Annotated in this window: 12 protein-coding genes and 4 pseudogenes; 6 read left to right on the top strand and 10 right to left on the bottom strand. The window is 50.9% G+C overall.

From position 1 onward, the window contains the following. Nucleotides 1-30: 30 nt before the first annotated feature. A pseudogene (locus RHN82_RS13195) lies at nt 31-289 on the top strand (IS66 family transposase); the annotation flags it as partial. 22 nt (nt 290-311) lie between these two features. On the opposite strand, the gene RHN82_RS13190 reads toward RHN82_RS13195, so the two are convergent. From RHN82_RS13190 to RHN82_RS13180, 3 genes and pseudogenes are all read right to left on the bottom strand, one after another. Next, nucleotides 312-590 carry an EAL domain-containing protein gene (locus RHN82_RS13190; RefSeq protein ID WP_007898884.1) on the bottom strand — a complete coding sequence of 93 codons (279 nt, stop codon included), beginning with the start codon at nt 588-590 and terminating at the stop codon, nt 312-314. Nucleotides 591-851: 261 nt separating this feature from the next. Next, nucleotides 852-1,856 carry an IS110-like element IS4321 family transposase gene (locus RHN82_RS13185; protein WP_000427623.1) on the bottom strand — a complete coding sequence of 335 codons (1,005 nt, stop codon included), beginning with the start codon at nt 1,854-1,856 and terminating at the stop codon, nt 852-854. A 403-nt stretch (nt 1,857-2,259) separates the two neighbouring features. Then, a pseudogene (locus RHN82_RS13180) lies at nt 2,260-3,269 on the bottom strand (zinc-binding alcohol dehydrogenase family protein). Between the two features lie 352 nt (nt 3,270-3,621). Here RHN82_RS13180 and lacI point away from each other — a divergent pair. From lacI to RHN82_RS13160, 4 genes and pseudogenes are all read left to right on the top strand, one after another. Continuing rightward, nucleotides 3,622-4,704, top strand: a complete 1,083-nt coding sequence (lacI, locus tag RHN82_RS13175; protein ID WP_007851507.1) for a DNA-binding transcriptional repressor LacI — start codon at nt 3,622-3,624, stop codon at nt 4,702-4,704. 121 nt (nt 4,705-4,825) lie between these two features. Further along, entirely contained in the window at nt 4,826-7,900 is a 3,075-nt protein-coding gene (gene lacZ / locus RHN82_RS13170; protein WP_007894989.1) for a beta-galactosidase, read from the top strand. 51 nt (nt 7,901-7,951) lie between these two features. Continuing rightward, nucleotides 7,952-9,205: a lactose permease gene (lacY, locus tag RHN82_RS13165; RefSeq protein ID WP_003846917.1), complete on the top strand. Its 1,254-nt coding sequence runs from the start codon at nt 7,952-7,954 to the stop codon at nt 9,203-9,205. A 65-nt stretch (nt 9,206-9,270) separates the two neighbouring features. Next, a pseudogene (locus tag RHN82_RS13160) lies at nt 9,271-9,411 on the top strand (maltose acetyltransferase domain-containing protein); the annotation flags it as partial. 14 nt (nt 9,412-9,425) lie between these two features. Here the strand turns inward: RHN82_RS13160 and RHN82_RS13155 are convergent. From RHN82_RS13155 to RHN82_RS13145, 3 genes and pseudogenes are all read right to left on the bottom strand, one after another. Continuing rightward, nucleotides 9,426-9,801 (bottom strand): annotated as a pseudogene (locus RHN82_RS13155) (IS1 family transposase). Between the two features lie 44 nt (nt 9,802-9,845). Further along, nucleotides 9,846-10,121, bottom strand: a complete 276-nt coding sequence (locus RHN82_RS13150) for an IS1-like element transposase (protein WP_000179213.1) — start codon at nt 10,119-10,121, stop codon at nt 9,846-9,848. 165 nt (nt 10,122-10,286) lie between these two features. After that, entirely contained in the window at nt 10,287-11,420 is a 1,134-nt protein-coding gene (locus tag RHN82_RS13145) for a glutathione-independent formaldehyde dehydrogenase (RefSeq protein WP_017384068.1), read from the bottom strand. Nucleotides 11,421-11,835: 415 nt separating this feature from the next. Between RHN82_RS13145 and RHN82_RS13140 the strand changes: the two genes are divergently transcribed. After that, nucleotides 11,836-12,971 (top strand): IS3 family transposase gene (locus RHN82_RS13140; protein WP_201405648.1). Its coding sequence is split into 2 segments (ribosomal slippage): nt 11,836-12,082 and nt 12,082-12,971, totalling 1,137 coding nucleotides; the frame shifts between segments, so codons are not numbered across the junction. A 62-nt stretch (nt 12,972-13,033) separates the two neighbouring features. Here RHN82_RS13140 and RHN82_RS13135 read toward each other — a convergent pair. Genes RHN82_RS13135 through RHN82_RS13120 form a run of 4 tightly spaced genes read right to left on the bottom strand, consistent with a single transcriptional unit; the run spans nt 13,034 to nt 18,571 of the window. After that, complete coding sequence (locus tag RHN82_RS13135) at nt 13,034-13,462, bottom strand: hypothetical protein (protein WP_017384060.1); 429 nt, start codon at nt 13,460-13,462, stop codon at nt 13,034-13,036. Nucleotides 13,463-13,465: 3 nt separating this feature from the next. Next, nucleotides 13,466-15,583, bottom strand: coding sequence for a hypothetical protein (locus RHN82_RS13130; RefSeq protein WP_017384059.1), 2,118 nt, complete (start codon nt 15,581-15,583; stop codon nt 13,466-13,468). Beyond that, nucleotides 15,571-17,337, bottom strand: a complete 1,767-nt coding sequence (locus tag RHN82_RS13125) for a hypothetical protein (protein ID WP_007897920.1) — start codon at nt 17,335-17,337, stop codon at nt 15,571-15,573. Before RHN82_RS13125 ends, RHN82_RS13130 begins: the two co-directional genes overlap by 13 nt. Beyond that, nucleotides 17,324-18,571 (bottom strand): site-specific integrase, encoded by a 1,248-nt coding sequence (locus tag RHN82_RS13120; RefSeq protein WP_007897923.1) that lies wholly within the window; start codon nt 18,569-18,571, stop codon nt 17,324-17,326. Before RHN82_RS13120 ends, RHN82_RS13125 begins: the two co-directional genes overlap by 14 nt. Between the last annotated feature and the right edge of the window lie 203 nt (nt 18,572-18,774).

The raw sequence follows: 18,774 nt of genomic DNA, 5'->3' as shown, positions 1-18,774 counted from the left end.
CGTTGAATAAGCCTGGTAAAATGCGGGCTTATGAACAACACCTCCCCCTGACGACATCCTTCTGCTGAAACAGCGCCTGTCCGAACAGGAAGCGCTGAACCGCGCCCTGCTGGAAAAGCAGGCCGACCGGGAGCGCGAAATAGACCATCTGCAGGCGCAGCTGGATAAGATTCGCCGGATGAACTTCGGCAGTCGTTCTGAATAAATCTCCCGCCGCATCGCGCAGATAGAAGCCGACCTGAACCGGCTTCAGACAGAAAGCGATACGCTGACGGGTCGGGTTGCCGATACGGGCCGGGCCCCGTATCGTTTTAACCCTGAATATTCATCGCAGATATTGTTTCGGGTTTTCCGGTATACCAGCCCTGAACTAGGTAACCGGGGCCAAGAGAACGGACGAATTCAAACTGTCCTGGCGTTTCCACCCCTTCAAACACCAGTGGTTTGCCAGTACCACGTAACCCTTTCACCACAGAAACAAGTAGCGCTCGCTTCACCGGGTCATCAATATTGGCAATAAAAATACGGTCTATTTTTATCTCATCGAAATCCAGTACCGTCAGCCATTCAATATGGGGGCCGCTTGGCAAACGGAATCTATGGTCACTCCCGTTTTTGCAACACCGATTTTGACGACAAGTTGGCTTGCTTGAATCTATCCGGCGTCTGAATGGGATTTTATTCCCGCGCCTTGATGAGTTCCGCGCCTGATGAACCTCCAGAAAATATACGGCTTCAATGAGCCTTTCCGTTTTACAGGTTCCTCAACAGGCCGGTGGGCCGTTAGTATCATCAATATCAGTATTCGCAAAACCAGATCAGTAATTCTTTAAACCGGTGTATTTCTGCCGTTATGCTACATAAGTTTGCTGTCGTGCCGTTAGGGCCCAGGCTATTCTGGCCAGCTTGTTTGCCAGAGCACAAGTGACGACAAAGTTGCTTTTCCGGCACAGTAAATCCCTGACCCAATCGGCCAATTTGCCAGACTGGTGTTCCAGTTTTTGTATGAATACCCTGGCACATTGAACCAACAAAGTTCGGATCTTTTTATTACCTCGCTTACTAATTCCCAGCAATGTCGTCCTACCTCCCGTGCTGTACTGCCGAGGTACAAGCCCTGTTGCCGCCGCAAAGTCACGGCTGCTGGCGTACTGCTTCCCGTCGCCAATCTCAGTTGAAATAGTACTCGCTGTCAGTGTTCCGACGCAGGGAATGCTCAGCAAGCGCTGTCCAACCTCATCTTCGTCCAACTTTCGTTTCAACTGGGATTCCAAATCTTTAATCTGCTCAACAAGATAGTGATAATGCTGTTGTAATTTCAGCAATAACTGGCTGAGGTAAAGAGGCAAACTATTATCCTCAAGAATGGTACTCAGTCGGCTAATAACGGCAGCTCCTCGGGGAACGCTAATGCCAAATTCCAGCAGAAAAGCATGCATTTGATTGGTTGTTTTTACCTTATCCTGAACCAGGGATTCACGGACACGATGCAGAGCCCGCATTGCCTGCTGAGATTCCGTTCTGGGCTGCACAAAACGCATAGACGGACGCGATGCAGCTTCACAAATAGCTTCGGCGTCGACAAAGTCGTTTTTATTGCTTTTAACGAACGGGCGGACAAATTGTGGTGATATCAGCTTTGGGGAATGCCCCAACTCTTCCAACTTGCGTGCCATAAAGTGAGAACCGCCACAGGCTTCCATTGCGATGGTTGTAGCGGGGCATGTCGCCAAAAATTCGATCAACTTTGGCCGGGTAAATTTTTTACGGTAAACAGCCTTCCCGCGACGATCCTGGCAATGAATATGGAAAGAGTTTTTACCCAGATCGATACCAATGAGCGCAATGTTTTCCATGATAGTTCTCCGAATGAAAGCCTGTCCTCAGCATAATACCGGGAAGGAGGGAGTGACCATCTCATTAAATATCCTACGTTAAGCCTGTTTTTTGAGCTGGCATGGCGGGCAGCTATGAGCGAAGTATAGTCATTCGCCCTATCTCTTTTGTCGCACTTTCAACAAGGGGGTCGCTTGGAAAGCGGAACGAGGTCAGTCTCCGCCCGGACTGCTCAGCTCTTTAAACAGCAAAAGAGAGGCATCTTATGAGAAGGGATTGTTCAGTATGTCAGGGCAGACTGCTTTTTCATCCGCAGGTACTGAGGGTAAATGCTCAATTCCGGTACGATTCTTACTCTATAGCCAGACAGAATTCAGCATTGTGCTGAACCCGAATCTTTTTTTACTCTGACAGGCCTGTTCATCAGAACCCTGAAAAAACAATTTTCCCGTTCACATTTTTATTTTCCATGTCCTCATGAGCCCGGCGAAGTGCTTTAGCATTCAGCCTGCCATACTCTGCCAGCAACGGAGGTTTGAGCTTACCGGAATCCAGCATGCATGAGAGTTTGTTAAGAATATCATGCTGTTTAGACATGTCCGCAGTAGCATGCATGGGGCGGGTAAACATTGCCTCCCAGTGAACAGAAACGCTCTTAAATTTGATCAAACGCAGATCCAGTGGTTCAGGGTCGTCGATGAGTCCGATACGGCCTTGTGGGGCAATAATTTCGGCCATATTTTCCCAGGCAGATGGCGTGGTGTACGTTGAGAAAATCCGGGTAATGGGAGGGAGTCCAGCAAGGCTGGCAACCTGTGGCGCAAGCGCACATGAATGATCCAGGACATAATGCGCACCAAACCCGCGAACCGCTCTGACACTCTCCTGCCGGGAGGCAGTCCCGATGATGTTCACCCGACTCAGAGTGCGGGCAAGCTGTATAGCCATACAAGGGACTCCGCCCGCACCGCCAAGCATCAACAGGGTCTGATCAGCATCTCCGTTCACTGACAACTGCAGACGATCAAATAACATTTCCCAGGCTGTCAGACCGGTCAGAGGAACCGACGCTGCAGCTTCAAAACTTAGTGCTGCCGGCTTTATCCCCGTAATGCGTTCGTCAACCAGCTGAAACTCTGCGTTGGCTCCCTGGCGATCGAGCACACCGGCATAGAAAACGTGGTCACCTGGCCTGAACAGCGTCACCTCTGGTCCGGTTGCTTCAACAACACCGGAAGCGTCGTATCCCATAACTACCGGATTGCCTGCAGAGGGACTGATGTTTCGCCGGCTTTTCAGGTCCCGTGGGTTAACCGCGACCGCCCTGACTCTGATCAAAAGATCACGCCCCTTGGGCATGGATGGGTGGGGAAGCGACAAATCTTCAATAACGGATGTACTTTCCCGGGTTGCCAGAAACCAACGGCTTTCATTCTGTCTCCTTAAAAAGGTCAGTCACCAGATAAATAAATGTAAAAGTGTGCGGAACGCGATACCCGCCAGTGCCCCCGGCAGTGCAAATCGAAAAATACGCGGAAAGCGGGCGCTGGGTAATGCTGTCAACCTGTTGATGACTATTTTAATCTGTAGTCATTCAATCCTTGTAACATCAGGATGATCCTGGTGTCAGTGAAAATACGAAATCAACACGTTGGTATCATTACCCACCTGTGAACTGACGTCGGCATTTTGAATCTCACTTCGGCGTGCCCCCTCCGAATGGCGCAAAACATTTCGTGGTATGGCATGATAGCACCCGAAGAGAGTCAATTCAGGGTGGTAAATGTGAAACCAGTAACGCTATACGATGTCGCAGAGTATGCCGGTGTCTCTTATCAGACCGTTTCCCGCGTGGTGAACCAGGCCAGCCACGTCTCTGCGAAAACGCGGGAAAAGGTGGAAGCGGCGATGGCGCAGCTGAACTACATTCCCAACCGCGTGGCACAACAACTGGCGGGGAAACAGTCGTTGCTGATTGGCGTTGCTACCTCCAGTCTGGCCCTGCACGCGCCGTCGCAAATTGTCGCGGCGATTAAATCTCGCGCCGATCAACTGGGTGCCAGCGTGGTGGTGTCGATGGTAGAACGAAGCGGCGTCGAAGCCTGTAAAGCGGCGGTGCACAATCTTCTCGCGCAACGCGTCAGTGGGCTGATCATTAACTATCCGCTGGATGACCAGGATGCCATTGCTGTGGAAGCTGCCTGCGCTAATGTTCCGGCGTTATTTCTTGATGTCTCTGACCAGACTCCCATCAACAGTATTATTTTCTCCCATGAAGACGGTACGCGACTGGGCGTGGAGCATCTGGTCGCATTGGGTCACCAGCAAATCGCGCTGTTAGCGGGCCCATTAAGTTCTGTCTCGGCGCGTCTGCGTCTGGCGGGCTGGCATAAATATCTCACTCGCAATCAAATTCATCCGATAGCGGAACGGGAAGGCGACTGGAGTGCCATGTCCGGTTTTCAACAAACCATGCAAATGCTAAATGAGGGCATCGTTCCCACTGCGATGCTGGTTGCCAACGATCAGATGGCGCTGGGCGCAATGCGCGCCATTACCGAGTCCGGGTTGCGCGTTGGTGCGGATATCTCGGTAGTGGGATACGACGATACCGAAGACAGCTCGTGTTATATCCCGCCGTTAACCACCATCAAACAGGATTTTCGCCTGCTGGGGCAAACCAGCGTGGACCGCTTGCTGAAACTCTCTCAGGGCCAGGCGGTGAAGAGCAATCAGCTGTTGCCCGTCTCACTGGTGAAAAGAAAAACCACCCTGGCGCCCAATACGCAAACCACCTCTCCCCGCACGTTGGCAGATTCCTTAATGCAGCTGGCACGACAAGTTTCCCGACTTGAAAGCGGGCAGTGAGCGCAACGCAATTAATGTGAGTCAGCTCACTCATTAGGCACCCCAGGCTTTACACTCTATGTGTCCGGCTCGTATGTTATGCGAAAATGTGAGCGGATAACAATTCACGCAGGATACAACTATGACAATGATTACGGATTCACTGGCCGTCGTATTACAACGTCGTGACTGGGAAAACCCTGGCGTTACCCAACTTAATCGCCTTGCGGCACATCCCCCTTTCGCCAGCTGGCGTAATAGCGAAGAGGCTCGCACCGATCGCCCTTCCCAAGAGTCGCGCAGCCTGAATGGTGAATGGCGCTTTGCCTGGTTTCCGGCACCAGAAGCGGTACCAGAAAGCTGGCTGGAGCGCGATCTTCCTGACGCCGATACTGTCATCGTCCCCTCAAACTGGCAGATGCACGGTTACGATGCGCCTATCTACACCAACGTGACCTATCCCATTGCGGTCAATCCGCCGTATGTTCCCACGGAGAATCCGACGGGTTGTTACTCGCTCACATTTAATGTTGATGAAAGCTGGCTACAGGAAGGCCAGACGCGAATTATTTTTGATGGTGTTAACTCGGCGTTTCATTTGTGGTGCAACGGGCGCTGGGTCGGTTACGGACAGGACAGTCGTTTGCCGTCTGAATTTGACCTGAGCGCATTTTTACACGCCGGAGAAAACCGCCTCGCGGTGATGGTGCTGCGCTGGAGTGACGGCAGTTATCTGGAAGATCAGGATATGTGGCGGATGAGCGGCATTTTCCGTGACGTCTCGTTGCTGCATAAACCGAGCACGCAAATCAGCGATTTCCATGTAGCCACTCACTTTAATGATGATTTCAGCCGCGCTGTACTGGAGGCAGACGTTCAGATGTACGGCGAGCTGCGCGATGAGCTGCGGGTGACGGTTTCTTTGTGGCAGGGTGAAACGCAGGTCGCCAGCGGCACCGCGCCTTTCGGCGGTGAAATTATCGATGAGCGTGGTGGTTATGCCGATCACGTCACCCTACGTCTGAACGTCGAAAACCCGAAACTGTGGAGCGCCGAAATCCCGAATCTCTATCGTGCGGTGGTTGAACTGCACACCGCCGACGGCACGCTGATTGAAGCAGAAGCCTGCGATGTCGGTTTCCGCGAGGTGCGGATTGAAAATGGTCTGCTGCTGCTGAACGGCAAGCCGTTGCTGATTCGCGGCGTTAACCGTCACGAGCATCATCCTCTGCATGGTCAGGTCATGGATGAGCAGACGATGGTGCAGGATATCCTGCTGATGAAGCAGAACAACTTTAACGCCGTGCGCTGTTCGCATTATCCGAACCATCCGCTGTGGTACACGCTGTGCGACCACTACGGCCTGTATGTGGTGGATGAAGCCAACATTGAAACCCACGGCATGGTGCCAATGAATCGTCTGACCGATGATCCGCGCTGGCTACCCGCGATGAGCGAACGCGTAACGCGAATGGTGCAGCGCGATCGTAATCACCCGAGTGTGATCATCTGGTCGCTGGGGAATGAATCAGGCCACGGCGCTAATCACGACGCACTCTATCGCTGGATCAAATCTGTCGATCCTTCCCGCCCGGTACAGTATGAAGGCGGCGGAGCCGACACCTTCGCAACCGATATTATTTGCCCGATGTACGCGCGCGTGGATGAAGACCAGCCCTTCCCGGCTGTGCCGAAATGGTCCATCAAAAAATGGCTTTCGTTGCCTGGAGAGACGCGCCCGCTGATCCTTTGCGAATACGCCCACGCGATGGGTAACAGTCTTGGCGGCTTCGCTAAATACTGGCAGGCGTTTCGTCAGTACCCCCGTTTACAGGGCGGCTTCGTCTGGGACTGGGTGGATCAGTCGCTGATTAAATATGATGAAAATGGCAATCCGTGGTCGGCTTACGGCGGTGATTTTGGCGATACGCCGAATGATCGCCAGTTCTGCATGAACGGTCTGGTCTTTGCAGACCGCACGCCGCATCCGGCGCTGACGGAAGCAAAACACCAGCAGCAGTTTTTCCAGTTCAGTTTATCCGGGCGAACCATCGAAGTGACCAGCGAATACCTGTTCCGTCATAGCGATAACGAGCTCCTGCACTGGATGGTGGCGCTGGATGGCAAGCCGCTGGCAAGCGGTGAAGTGCCTCTGGATGTCGCTCCACAAGGTAAACAGTTGATTGAACTGCCTGAACTACCGCAGCCGGAGAGCGCCGGACAACTCTGGCTAACGGTTCACGTAGTGCAACCGAACGCGACCACATGGTCAGCAGCCGGACACATCAGCGCCTGGCAGCAGTGGCGTCTGGCGGAAAACCTCAGCGTGACACTCCCCTCCGCGCCCCACGCCATCCCGCAACTGACCACCAGCGAAACGGATTTTTGCATCGAGCTGGATAATAAGCGTTGGCAATTTAACCGCCAGTCAGGCTTTCTTTCACAGATGTGGATTGGCGATAAAAAACAACTGCTGACGCCGCTGCGCGATCAGTTCACCCGCGCACCGCTGGATAACGACATTGGCGTAAGTGAAGCGACCCGCATTGACCCTAACGCCTGGGTCGAACGCTGGAAGGCGGCGGGCCATTACCAGGCCGAAGCAGCGTTGTTGCAGTGCACGGCAGATACGCTTGCCGACGCGGTGCTGATTACCACGGTCCACGCGTGGCAGCATCAGGGGAAAACCTTATTTATCAGCCGGAAAACCTACCGGATTGATGGAAGTGGTCAAATGGCGATTACCGTTGATGTTGAAGTGGCGAGCAATACGCCACATCCGGCGCGGATTGGCCTGACCTGCCAGCTGGCGCAGGTAGCAGAGCGGGTAAACTGGCTCGGATTAGGGCCGCAAGAAAACTATCCCGACCGCCTTACTGCGGCCTGTTTTGACCGCTGGGATCTGCCATTGTCAGACATGTATACCCCGTACGTCTTCCCGAGCGAAAACGGTCTGCGCTGCGGGACGCGCGAATTGAATTATGGCCCACACCAGTGGCGCGGCGACTTCCAGTTCAACATCAGCCGCTACAGTCAACAGCAACTGATGGAAACCAGCCATCGCCATCTGCTGCACGCGGAAGAAGGCACATGGCTGAATATCGACGGTTTCCATATGGGGATTGGTGGCGACGACTCCTGGAGCCCGTCAGTGTCGGCGGAATTCCACCTTAGCGCCGGTAGCTACCATTACCAGTTGCTCTGGTGTCAAAAATAATAATAACCGGGCAGGCCATGTCTGCCCGTATTTCGCGTAAGGAAATCCATTATGTACTATTTAAAAAACACAAACTTTTGGATGTTCGGTTTATTCTTTTTCTTTTACTTTTTTATCATGGGAGCCTACTTCCCGTTTTTCCCGATTTGGCTACATGACATCAACCATATCAGCAAAAGTGATACGGGTATTATTTTTGCCGCTATTTCTCTGTTCTCGCTATTATTCCAACCGCTGTTTGGTCTGCTTTCTGACAAACTCGGGCTGCGCAAATACCTGCTGTGGATTATTACCGGCATGTTAGTGATGTTTGCGCCGTTCTTTATTTTTATCTTCGGGCCACTGTTACAATACAACATTTTAGTAGGATCGATTGTTGGTGGTATTTATCTAGGCTTTTGTTTTAACGCCGGTGCGCCAGCAGTAGAGGCATTTATCGAGAAAGTCAGCCGTCGCAGTAATTTCGAATATGGTCGCGCGCGGATGTTTGGCTGTGTTGGCTGGGCGCTGTGTGCCTCGATTGTCGGCATCATGTTCACCATCAATAATCAGTTTGTTTTCTGGCTGGGTTCTGGCTGTGCATTCATCCTCGCCGTTTTACTCTTTTTCGCCAAAACGGATGCGCCCTCTTCTGCCACGGTTGCCAATGCGGTAGGTGCCAACCATTCGGCATTTAGCCTTAAGCTGGCGCTGGAACTGTTCAGACAGCCAAAACTGTGGTTTTTGTCACTGTATGTTATTGGCGTTTCCTGCACCTACGATGTTTTTGACCAACAGTTTGCTAATTTCTTTACTTCGTTCTTTGCTACCGGTGAACAGGGTACGCGGGTATTTGGCTACGTAACGACAATGGGCGAATTACTTAACGCCTCGATTATGTTTTTTGCGCCACTGATCATTAATCGCATCGGTGGGAAAAACGCCCTGCTGCTGGCTGGCACTATTATGTCAGTACGTATTATTGGCTCATCGTTCGCTACCTCAGCACTGGAAGTGGTTATTCTGAAAACGCTGCATATGTTTGAAGTACCGTTCCTGCTGGTGGGCTGCTTTAAATATATTACCAGCCAGTTTGAAGTGCGTTTTTCAGCGACGATTTATCTGGTCTGTTTCTGCTTCTTTAAGCAACTGGCGATGATTTTTATGTCTATTCTGGCGGGCAATATGTATGAAAGCATCGGTTTCCAGGGCGCTTACCTGGTGCTGGGTCTGGTGGCGCTGGGCTTCACCTTAATTTCCGTGTTCACGCTTAGCGGCCCCGGCCCACTTTCTCTGCTGCGTCGCCAGGTGAATGAAGTCGCTTAAGAAATTAATGTCGGATACGGCGCGAGCGCCTTATCCGACCAACTTATCAGGACGGAATGTTAAAAATGAACATGTCGATGACAGAAAAAATAAAAGCAGGCAAGCTATTTACCGATATGTGCGAAGGCTTACCTGAAAAAAGACTTCGTGGGAAAACATTAATGTATGAGTTCAATCACTCGCATCCATCAGAAGTTGAAAAAAGGGTAATGACTCCAACTTATTGATAGTGTTTTATGTTCAGATAATGCCCGATGACTTTGTCATGCAGCTCCACCGATTTTGTGAGCGACAGCGACTTCCGTCCCAGCCGTGCCAGGTGCTGCCTCAGATTCAGGTTATGCCGCTCAATTCGCTGCGTATATCGCTTGCTGATTACGTGCAGCTTTCCCTTCAGGCGGGATTCATACAGCGGCCAGCCATCCGTCATCCATATCACCACGTCAAAGGGTGACAGCAGGCTCATAAGACGCCCCAGCGTCGCCATAGTGCGTTCACCGAATACGTGCGCAAACCGTCTTCCGGAGCCTGTCATACGCGTAAAACAGCCAGCGCTGGCGCGATTTAGCCCCGACGTATCCCCACTGTTCGTCCATTTCCGCGCAGACGATGACGTCACTGCCCGGCTGTATGCGCGAGGTTACCGACTGCGGCCTGAGTTTTTTAAGTGACGTAAAATCGTGTTGAGGCCAACGCCCATAATGCGGGCGGTTGCCCGGCATCCAACGCCATTCATGGCCATATCAATGATTTTCTGGTGCGTACCGGGTTGAGAAGCGGTGTAAGTGAACTGCAGTTGCCATGTTTTACGGCAGTGAGAGCAGAGATAGCGCTGATGTCCGGCGGTGCTTTTGCCGTTACGCACCACCCCGTCAGTAGCTGAACAGGAGGGACAGCTGATAGAAACAGAAGCCACTGGAGCACCTCAAAAACACCATCATACACTAAATCAGTAAGTTGGCAGCATCACCTGGCAGCTGAAAGTATGAATAATAACGCCCTGACAGGATATTTTATTGCACCCTGTCAAAAGTCATACATTCTTTCCCGGTTTTTGCTTTCTCATACCGGATAACTCTATTTAAGGCTTAAGGATAACCTTCGTCCATCCTTCATCCCGCTCATCGAAGTGCTTATATCCGGCAGGAGCCTCTTCAAGCGAAAGACGATGAGAAATTATTTTGCCCGGACTGGCTTTATCGTGATGGATGAGGCGAGACAGCTGACGGTTATAGGCCTTAACGTTCGCCTGGCCGGTACGGATTGCCTGTCCTTTAAACCAGAAACTCCCAAAATCAAATGGCATCTTACCCTCTCTGGCAAGCTCCGATTCAGCCCCCGGATCCTGAGGAATAAAGACGCCAACCACACCAATTCCCCCGGTTGCTTTCGTCGACGCAACAAGACTGTTCATGGTGACAGAGTTATCTTCATGGCCATGTTTGTTACAGCACTGATAGCCAACACATTCGCAGCCACAATCCGTACCGCGTCCATCCGTCAGGTCGAGAATTTTTTGTACAGCTTCATCGCCAGTAGCATTGATGCCCGTCGCCCCCATTTTTTCAGCCAGAGCCAACCGGTCTGTGTGCGTATCAACCACAAACACCTGTGAAGCACCTTTAATGATCGCCGAATGAGCTGCCATCAAACCGACCGGCCCCGCGCCATAAATGGCCACGCTTTCACCAGGCTTCAATCCGGCAAGTTCTGTTGCATGCCAGCCGGTAGGAAAAATGTCAGAGAGCATCACATAATCATCTTCTTTTTCTGCCGCATCAGGGGGAAGAACAAGGCAGTTAAAGTCGGCAAATGGCACCCGAAGCAGTTCCGCCTGCCCCCCCTCCCAGGGACCCATTTCAGCAAAACCATAAGCTGCGCCTGCCGAACCCGGATTGGTAGTGAGACAAAAGCCGGTCAGACCTTTTTCACAGTTTTCGCAAAAACCACATCCCACGTTAAACGGCAGACAAACATAGTCGCCCACCTTAATACGTTCAACGCCTGAGCCAATTTCGACCACTTCACCCAGGTTTTCGTGACCCAGAATCCGTCCCTGTTCAAAGCTGGTCCGGCCCTCATACATGTGCAAGTCCGACCCACAAATGTTGGTGGTGGTGATGCGGACGAGTACATCCGTGGGGCGGACAATTTTCGCATCCGGTACGTCTTTTACTTTTACATCATAAGGACCGTTGTAAATTACTGCTTTCATGATCTTCTCCTTCTTGCGTGCGGAAAGGAAATGCTGCCCGGCGGATTGGGGTATCAATCGAGTTTAGCTGCCATAACAGATCTCGCGATCGGCGAAAGGACGATTAGGATGTTTCTTAACTAAGTGCATTGAAGTCTGTAAGACAGGTACTTACCGATGAAGGCTGCCTGGAAAACGTAAAAACATCACACGTTAATCCGGTTTTTTTAAGCAGGCAGGGGATTACGGACAGCTTTGAGCGAGAAGCGGATAAAGTAAATCTATCTCATTTCTGCATTGTGCCAGAAGTAGACATAGGTGAATTAGGTAACCCTAGTGAATCGCCACGGATAATCTAGACACTTCCGAGCCGTTGATGGACTGACCCCGCCCCGGTAGACGATCCTGCCCTATAGTTTGAGCATAGGAGGAGCGTATGGGCACACCACGATTTACACCTGAATTTAAGGAAGAAGCCGTCCGTCAGATAACAGAACGCGGTTATTCCGTTGCCGAAGTATCCGACCGTCTGGGCGTTTCTGCACACAGCCTCTACAAGTGGCTACGGGCTATCAAACCTGATAACAGCGAACAGCATGCCCGGGATTTACTGGAAGCCAAAAGCGAGATCCTGAAACTCCGGGCGCAGCTAAAACGCACCGAAGAAGAACGGGATATCCTGAAAAAGGCCGCGCGGTACTTTGCAAGGGAGCCCGACTGAAGTACCGCTTTATCAATGAACACCGCACTGTATGGGGTGTGATGACGATGTGTCGGGTACTGAATGTCGCCCGGGCCGGGTTCTATGCGTGGCTGCACAACCCGGTCTCGGCGCGTGATAAAGATAACCAGCGTCTGCTGATGCTTATCCGCGACTCATATTCACTGAGCGGAGGCGTATACGGTTACCGGCGGGTTCATGGCGACCTGAACGAAATCGGGGAAACCTGCGGCAAAAACCGGGTGGGTCGTATTATGCAACAAAACCGGATCAAAGCCGTACGCGGCTATAAAGCGCCGCGTCGTATCGCCGGCCGGCCTTCAGTGGTTGCCCCTAATCGCGTGCAACGGCAGTTTACTGTTGTCCGGGCCAATCAGGTCTGGGTCACAGATATTACTTATATCCGCACCTGGCAGGGCTGGCTGTATCTGGCGGTGGTTATCGATCTCTTCGCCCGTAATGTGGTCGGCTGGTCGATGAAGCCCACTCTCTCACGCGAACTGGCACTCGACGCGCTGATGATGGCCGTCTGGCGGCGAAAACCGGACGGCGAGGTCATCGTGCACTCAGACCAGGGCAGCCAGTACGGCAGTGACGACTGGCAGCGCTTCTGCCGGGCTAATAACCTGGCCCCGAGCATGAGCAGGCGTGGCAACTGCTGGGATAATGCGGTGGCCGAATCGTTCTTCAGTTCGCTGAAAAAAGAGCGGATCAGAAAACGCATCTATAAAACCCGGGATCTGGCCCGGGCCGATATCTTCGATTACATTGAAGTGTTCTACAACCGGGCCCGGCGCCACAGTCACCTCGGCGGCCTCAGTCCGGAGGCCTTCGAACAGGCCTCATCGTGAGGACAGAATTTGTCTACGGGCGTGGGGTCAGTCCACCTCGCGTCCTTCCGTTCAGTATAGCCTCAGTCCCTGACACCACCCGAGAACGGAATGACGTCCCCTTTCTCCCTCCCGGTGTTGCGTTCAAGCTCCCTGACATACTGCTGTAAAAGTATAAGGTTATGTAACAGCTCTACATTTTCAGCCATCATCTTTTTGATTTCTTCCCTCAGCTCATTTCTCTGACGGCGATACTTTTCTTTCAGCTTGATCTGCTGCTCAATGCCCTGCTCATCAACCGGCGCGGTGCCCTGGCACGTTTTTTTCAGACTGCGGATAGCCTCCCTGACCTGCCTGTACTCAGGACAGTTATAATTCAGGGTGCCGTTTGCCAGCCCCGCTCGTTTTTCCACAGCATACTGGCTGATACGCTCCCCTGATAACATCAGTTCCCTCAGGGCCTGCTCTGCTCTTGCCTGTGTTTTTTTAACCCCCGACTGTTCGTTCGTCATGCTCTATTCATCCTTTTCAAAAAAGCGGACAGCATCTGCATAAAAATCTCTCTCAAGCATCAGAAAATCCCTGTCAGCCTGAGGAGCATTATTTCGCACGGCAATCTCCAGAAGGTTGTCATAATGAGCCATCCTGCGTTTCCACACGGGAACAGAATCAGCTCCGGCCAGCATGTTCTCACATCCCGGATTGCAGGACGCTGACTGAACAACCGCCTTAAACTCGCAGTCATGGCCATTCATGCAATAAAAACCGTTTCCAAGAGATACCAGTTTTTGCCCGCCTCGTTTAGCCATGCTCATCGCTTTTTTCAGTGTAGGAAACGTCATCTGATGTAAGTGCCCACCTCTCTGGGACATCAGTAACTTCCCGCCTTCGCCATAAAGCAGGCCTTCATGCTGATAAGAAACAGCCCTGGAAGCTGAGAGTTCGGTATCAACCCTTTCAATCTCGGCAGCGAATGCCTGAGGGATCGCCCGGCTAAAATGCGAAGCGTTGAGTGCACCGGACATATACCACTCCGTCATGCCTCTGATTAAGTGCTTAAACTGCCGGATAAGATCATTAGTAGAAATCAGATCAAGACGCCTGAGGTGTACAGCAAGTGAACGGCGAAACTGATGGGTTCGCAATGGCCAGAAAGCCCCCTCCCGAATCTCCATCGCAACGCGTTCATCATCACGTATGTTTGGATTTAAAAGCCTGAACTCATCAATATGGTCACGTCGGATGAACAGATGGTGTCTTTTCACAAATTTCTTTGCCCACTCAGTCTGGCGCTGCGTCCCCATAAAAGAGAGTTTTTGCTCCGAGAACCACGACCTGATATTTAAAGACAATGGAACATTGTCCAGCGTCTTCCCGTCCAGGCCTGTCATGATTTGATTAATTCTGCGTAAATGCTGAAAAGGCTTTTCCACATAGCGACAAACAACCCAGTCTTCGTGACTTCCACCTTCCGGGGCGAACTTATGCAACACCGAACGAAGTCCCAGGATATCACCATCATAAATCAGTGAACCGTGCATCACGCCAAGCACTTCGCTGTGTCTCATCCCCGACATGGCCTGTATCACATTCATGACTTTTAACGTCAGCTCAAAATGCCAGGTGTTCAGCTTTATGTGATCAACGCCAATAAAATCAGATCTCCAGCGCTTATTTTTATGTACCGAGAACCAGCCCTGCATCCCGGGGCCAAGTGTCGCGAAAAGCGCCCGAATTTCCCCGGCAACAATATTGTAGTAATACGCGGCCCGGTAATCCGGTATGCTTTTTGCTGTCCCTCTTTTACGGGCTTCCAGCATCGACGTATAGTAAGGCGAATCATAAAAACCGTTTATGATAGCGCACAGCCGGGAAAACCCGTCAAAATCGAAATCACTGATTTCAGCATCCAGTTCAGTAATCAGCCCTTCCCAGACAGACATCATAAGACTGAAAGGCATACAATATGTCTGGTTTGAATCATCCACACTGTTGTAACTGTCGAAGCTAATATCAGGAAAGTAACCGTATTTTCGAAGACGGGTATGACCTGTCAGCGAGATATCCGCCAGGTCCATAAAGTAATTACGTAATGTTCTTTCAGAACGCTTCCTGCCGTGCTCATCCTCCTCCTTCATCTTTACAATGAAAGCATTCCGGACAAGCGGAAAACGAAGCTGAAACAGACTGCGATACCCCATAGACTCAATAATACGGGCTCCCGCCACAATGTTTGCACATTTCCGGATCAGTGACTGCGTCTTCGCGGTCCTGCCGACAATCCAGAGCAGGCTGGCTGAGATGATTTTGGCTTCAAGACGCAGTTCAGGATCCCGTATGCCTGAAAAATTAACGGTTCTTAACGTTTCACCAATATGGGTTCTGACATAGCGATTGGTCCAGACATCATCCCTGAAATAAATATTCAGCGTCTCCTCATTGATAAAACGCATATCATGTTCATCTGAGCTGGCGATAACCAGGCAGTTATTCAGACGTTCAAAGCTTTTGTTTTCTAGTGCCTCACAGATGATATCCTCAGTCGGAAACTCATCCCCTGAACGAAGCGGCGTTCCGGCAGGAAACTCCGCCATTCGACTACGGCTTACCTCTTTTTTCTTCAAATCTGCCATACCGGAGCCACACCTTCTCGCTGAAGTTTAACGCGCGCTTTTTTCAGGGTCGCCTCATCTACCAGCCCAAGCCGTAAATCAATCTTCAGGAGTAACGTTTCATAACGCTCCACAGCATTGACCGAACCGATGTACAACGGTTTTCCATACTCGATAGCATGCCTGAATGACAGCAGGAGCCATACAGACTCCAGCGTTTCCACAACGCAACTTTTTGAACATTCGACACAATGAGAAAAATCCGCACAAGCCTTTGGTGTCCGGCCAAATCGTTTTTGCTTTTTTATAAAGCGCAATTCAATATCTGTAGGCGGCTCCTGCGATCGACATCCCAGGCCATTCAATAAAAGATCCACACCCTCATCGCTTCCACGCAGATCGATCCCCAGCTCATCAGCAACTTTTACCCGCTCGGATAACGCACGTGTCGCAATCCCCTGATTCATAAGCGTATCAAGTGCAGCACTGAAGTTTTCCTTCGCCCCCTGTGGGTTACCTGCAGCATAATTCCGCCTGTAAGTGCCCCAGTTATGCTGTGCTTTTTCCGCCGTAATCAGACCATTCTTTAATGTTCTGTCCGTATACTGCTCAGACGTTTTGCGCAAGCCAGAAACGGTAATTGATGGAAGCGAGGGATTAAGCTGCCGCATCGTGGCCCACGCCCCCTCAGAGTTAGAAAATTTAGTCAGATGACTGGGATTAAGAGAATAAAGCTTACGGAATTTCACCTGCGGCTCACTCAGAAACAGCGCCTGTACCGGAGGGAAGTTATCTGCGGAAACCAGATAGTTAACGATGTCGTCCCTGAGCCTGATAAAAGACAGAAACCAGTAATAGCCCGCACGTTTGGTCACATACTCCGATTTACCTATCGTCAGACGTATATACTTATTCGCTCTCCCCTTATAAACATAATCAGTGCTGATACCCTTTTCATCCAGATGTATATCATCCCGCGTCAGACCCAGAACCTGAGAGGTGTTTCCCCATGTGTGGTAACAGAACAGAAAAAAAGAAGTAAGAAAGTAATTTTCCAGAACGTCCCTGATGATGATCTCTGCCCTGCTGACCCCGTTCTCTCCCGGATACCGGAAATACGCTTCATAAACAGGTGCCAGCAAAGACGGTGAGAAATGCCGCACCCCTTTTTCCGATTTAGCGATATGCTCCCGGATACATCCCGCAAGGAACTCATTCATGGATGACAACTGCCTCAGGATCTCGGAAAGTTCATTCCTGGTATAGCTATCCCTTCCCTGCTGCTGATACGTTCCTTTCGGTAAGAATTCATATTCATACCGCCTCTGAATCTGCCCGCCCGTAAGCAAAAACCGGTTGACCACGGACAAGTAGTGTCTTGCCATCCTGACTGAAATTTTTCGCCGACGAATATCGTTCATGAGATGTTTAATATACATTTCAACGCCTTCAGCCGTGCCATAGTCATACTGATTGACTGACTGCCATATAAAAAACATATTGAGATAACGGAAAATGGTTAACCTTCCGGCGGGACGGTAAGACAGAAGAAATCGTTTCAGAGAGGCAATAAAATCGCGTTTTTCAGGGCGGGCAAGATGCGAATGTTCACTAAACCATCCGGGGAGCAACACATAATCTGAAAAATGAGCCTGAAGATAAACGTCAAGTAAATAATATCGGTTCAGATCCCGCTGAGTGATGTGTCCGCTGACCGTCTCCCATGACAGCACATTTTCGGCCATCCACGTTATCTGCGTTTCACTCCGGCTCATATATGGCTCCATCGCGACCTGCAGCACCGTCAATCAATGCGTCCATGACCCCGGCGACTGCATCAGAAATCTGGTTTTGCTGAAGAAAGACGATGTATTTCATCGTCGTATTTTCGCTTTTATGGCCCATCCAGTATTTTACTGTACCCAGCGCATTTGCGGCCTGATCGGGATAGCAACTCAGTGCCGAGCGTAAAAAATGGGTCGCAAACGTTGCCCGCAAATCATGGGGTTTATGTCTGAACACATTTCCCGGAGCAGACCGGGCCAGGCGATGGCGAAAACTGTACCAGCGGGAGTAAAAGGCTTTTTCAGACATCCGTTTCCCGTTTGCCATTAAAAATAAAGGCTCGTGCCGCCCTTCCCCACCCTGTCGTGCACGCCATTTTTGGATCTTCTTTTCATACTCCTCATCCGCCAGATAATCCAGAACCTGCTCGTACAATCGTCTGGTGATGAAGAGTTCTCGCGTCATCCCAAACTTCGTATGAACTCCGCATCTCGGACCAATATGAAGCCCCCTGATGGTCAACTCAGATACAGGGACACTGGCAAGGTACTCTTCAGTAAAGAGTGACGACGGCAGGGTCAGCATTTCATCCAGCCGTAGCCCACAATTTTTCATCAGCACAATCATTAAACTGAACAACCCGGACTCAGATTTCAGTGCCTCATCCAGGATATGAACCTCTGCATCATTCAGTGGGTTGATTGTCCTTTTTGTTGTGCTGGTTATCCTGATGGCAAGATCCGAACTTATCACCTTGCGTCGCCCGTCAACGACTTTTTCGACCAACGTAAAAAATGAGCTGGCAGCCAGCTCACCACACTTGCCCAGAAATACGTAAAACCGTCGGATAACGCTGATGTACACCGCCGCGGTGGATGAGGCGATGCGCCCCTGCCTTACGGCCCCCAGAAGATACTCCCTGAAGCCATATGTAGGGCTTTGGTATTTCAACGTTCCCGGGGTGAAAGGGTCAAGTCCGTTATCCTCCAGCCACCTTATCCAGCGTAAAAATGCCCGGGCTAAAGGCTTTAAATCCCTGGCCTGCAGGATAGCTTTATCCATAAGATAAAAGTGTACATATCGGCTCAGTTTTCGATTCTGGATGCCGCTAATATAAGGTATTTCAGCATACAGAAATCCGGGTTCAAATTTCAGTTTCGGCTCTGTTGCATCCAGTTTGCTGACACGCCCATAACGCGCATGAATGTTAGTGATTATCCTCACAGTCTGTCGCCCTGAAACGCCACCTCATGCCTACACTATAAATCCGGAAGAAGAAAAAACAAACAACCAGGTTGCCGGGAGTGAATATGCAAATCAGGAGGAAAGTAAAAGATGTAACGACACCATCACGATGCAATACATTGACCTCAACACGTTACCCGGACCATACGTGATAAACATCACAAATCCTTTGAGTGAAGAAC

Source organism: Enterobacter cloacae complex sp. EB5, assembly GCF_031432835.1.
Taxonomy (GTDB): domain Bacteria; phylum Pseudomonadota; class Gammaproteobacteria; order Enterobacterales; family Enterobacteriaceae; genus Enterobacter; species Enterobacter hormaechei_C.
This window is presented reverse-complemented; position numbering and strand designations above follow the sequence as displayed.

Bases quoted from the DNA above. Each gene is read 5' to 3' on its own strand.
- RHN82_RS13130 (WP_017384059.1), bottom strand. From the start codon at position 15,583: ATGGCAGATTTGAAGAAAAAAGAGGTAAGCCGTAGTCGAATGGCGGAG.
- RHN82_RS13145 (WP_017384068.1), bottom strand. From the start codon at position 11,420: ATGAAAGCAGTAATTTACAACGGTCCTTATGATGTAAAAGTAAAAGAC.
- lacZ (WP_007894989.1), top strand. From the start codon at position 4,826: ATGACAATGATTACGGATTCACTGGCCGTCGTATTACAACGTCGTGAC.
- RHN82_RS13185 (WP_000427623.1), bottom strand. From the start codon at position 1,856: ATGGAAAACATTGCGCTCATTGGTATCGATCTGGGTAAAAACTCTTTC.
- lacY (WP_003846917.1), top strand. From the start codon at position 7,952: ATGTACTATTTAAAAAACACAAACTTTTGGATGTTCGGTTTATTCTTT.
- RHN82_RS13135 (WP_017384060.1), bottom strand. From the start codon at position 13,462: ATGACGAACGAACAGTCGGGGGTTAAAAAAACACAGGCAAGAGCAGAG.
- RHN82_RS13125 (WP_007897920.1), bottom strand. From the start codon at position 17,337: ATGAGCCGGAGTGAAACGCAGATAACGTGGATGGCCGAAAATGTGCTG.